Annotated in this window: 2 protein-coding genes; both read right to left on the minus strand. The window is 37.7% G+C overall.

Features of this window, described 5'->3' with window-relative positions; genetic code table 11:
- Positions 1-744 precede the first annotated feature (744 nt).
- Entirely contained in the window at positions 745-1,107 is a 363-nt protein-coding gene (locus AADEFJLK_RS23650) for a hypothetical protein (RefSeq protein ID WP_103976040.1), read from the minus strand.
- A 9-nt stretch (positions 1,108-1,116) separates the two neighbouring features.
- Complete coding sequence (locus tag AADEFJLK_RS23655; protein ID WP_103976041.1) at positions 1,117-1,332, minus strand: hypothetical protein; 216 nt, start codon at positions 1,330-1,332, stop codon at positions 1,117-1,119.
- Between the last annotated feature and the right edge of the window lie 85 nt (positions 1,333-1,417).

Genomic DNA, 1,417 nt, shown 5'->3' on the forward strand with positions numbered 1-1,417 from the left:
GGCTCACATGCTCTCCAATGACTCGACGCGATTTCGTATAGCCTGCATTTTCACTTCCGCTTCGCTTCGTGAAAACTCAGGCACTATCGCTTCTGGGGACTACTCGACTCCTGTCTCGCAGCGAATGTATGTAGTCAACAAGCCAACCCAAAAGTCAACTTTATAATGCAATAACATAAAAGATAGCCCAAGCCAACATCCTAATACATGGAATAAGCTATATAGCATCATAAAAAAAGGCCGTAATTTGATCAAAAAATTATTCTTTAGCATCTGCAAATATATTCGCCAAACTATCAATTCCAACAAGACAAATACCTGAAGATTGGCTTACCCATACGTTACAATTCATTTTTATTAAATCAGTGAATGAGCTTATTTGATAAAAAATGGAAGATAACTTTGACTTCTTTTTTTTGTTCGTTAAAAAAGAAATACAATGCCAAAATACAAGATGAGAGAAAAACGGCGCCAAAAACAATGGTTAATAACAAAAACAACGAATTAAAACAAGTGTCGCAAAATAGATAAATTGAGATTATGGTAATTAAAGAGCAAAAAAATACTCGCCGGGAAGACACTTCCCGATTACCAGCAATTTATCAATTCGTCAGGCTAGTTTTGCCCGCCAATCAGGTCGGGCTCGGCTCTTGTAAATATTTGCGACAGAACCCTTAATTGATCGAGTTGTCTTTTTGGATTCTTTCACAGTTTCTATCGGCGAATCCGCCTTATCGCGTTGTGTTATTCACAACATAACGCATACACAAGTCGCCATAATCTGAGTCCATTTGGGTTATGCCATACGATAATGAAGCCAATCAAAAATCCACTGTTAAGTGACCCAATCCAACTAAATTGATGAAATTTAGAATCAATTTCGGTGGCAAATTTTTTCCAAATACAATTGTTCTCGTAAGGGTTAATTAGTTGTCTAAAAACAAATAAAATGAACAAATATGGCAAGCCTGGTTTTTGCAGCATCAACGGCAACTTAACAAGAAAATGTTCAACAAAGTATTCACCTGCCAGTTCACCTACTATAAGCATGAACAAAAAATCTAGCACGAATAAAATATACCCCATCAGCTCAAGTTTATTAATCATTAGTACACCCTAAGCCTGTAACGTCATTGCCCGGCGTTTCTGCCGTCCGAAAAGAAATGAAAGATAGATGTCGTTGAATTGATTTAAAACCAGCGCAAAAGCAACTGAAAAGACAACTGCAATAATAGCGGCGACTACGGCGGCGCCTGGAACAAAAGCTGCCCCTATGGCGGCACCAATAACGCCGCCCGCCCAGTTTTTAAAGGCTTCGGCAGGTTTTATCATCTTAATCTAAGCCAATGTTTTCATAATAAAATTTAATACAAAAAGCAAGCATATTAATTCCATAAGGAAGCTGAGTTTTATTATG

This window comes from Methylovulum psychrotolerans (assembly GCF_002923755.1).
Taxonomy (GTDB): domain Bacteria; phylum Pseudomonadota; class Gammaproteobacteria; order Methylococcales; family Methylomonadaceae; genus Methylovulum; species Methylovulum psychrotolerans.

Coding starts and splice junctions, on each gene's coding strand:
- AADEFJLK_RS23655 (WP_103976041.1), bottom strand. CDS start 1,332: ATGATAAAACCTGCCGAAGCCTTTAAAAACTGGGCGGGCGGCGTTATT.
- AADEFJLK_RS23650 (WP_103976040.1), bottom strand. CDS start 1,107: ATGATTAATAAACTTGAGCTGATGGGGTATATTTTATTCGTGCTAGAT.